This is a genomic window from Verminephrobacter aporrectodeae subsp. tuberculatae At4 (assembly GCF_000193225.1).
GTDB classification, from domain to species: Bacteria; Pseudomonadota; Gammaproteobacteria; order Burkholderiales; family Burkholderiaceae_C; genus Acidovorax; species Acidovorax aporrectodeae.
The window spans coordinates 1-596 of record NZ_AFAL01000900.1 but is presented as its reverse complement, the minus strand read 5'-3'; the positions used below and the strand labels follow the sequence as shown (position 1 = coordinate 596).

Below are 596 nucleotides of genomic sequence, written 5' to 3'. Positions count from 1 at the left end.
CGTTGAAGCGGAAGGTGACTGTTGTGGTCTCGCCCACGATGAGCGCGCTGTCGGCCAGCGTGACGGTGGCCATGGGGCACATGGTGTCCACGGAGTAGTTGCCGCTGGAGGCGATGTCGGCACCGGCGTTGCCCGCGTCGTCGGTCACGCCGGCGAGGTTTGCGCGGATGGTATTCGCCCCGGCGCTGGCGCCGGCCGTGGGTGTATAGGTGGCAGTCCAGATCGTGCGGTTGGCGTTGGGCGTGAGCGGGCTCAGCGTGCCGTTGGCATTCGAGAGGTCGATGTCGCTGGCATCCAAGCCGTTGACGGGCTCGTTGAAGCGGAAGGTGACTGTTGTGGTTTCATCCACGGTGAGCACGCTGTCGGCCAGCGTGATGGTGGCCGTGGGGCGCACGGTGTCCACGGAGTAGTTGGCGCTGGATGCTGTGTAGGTACCGGCGTTGCCCGCGTCGTCGCGCACGCCGGCGAGGTTTACGTAGATGGCACTCGCCCAGGAGTTGTCGTTGACCCTGGGCGTGAAGGTGGCCGTCCAGACCGTGCGGTTGGCGTTGGGCGTGAGCGGGCCCAACGCGCCGTTGGCATCCGAGAGGTCGATG

Annotated in this window: 1 protein-coding gene; it reads right to left on the bottom strand. The window is 66.6% G+C overall.

Annotated elements, in window-relative coordinates; translation table 11 throughout:
* Window positions 1-596: Ig-like domain-containing protein (locus VTU_RS34220; RefSeq protein ID WP_010109280.1), on the bottom strand; the 596-nt coding region annotated here is incomplete at both ends.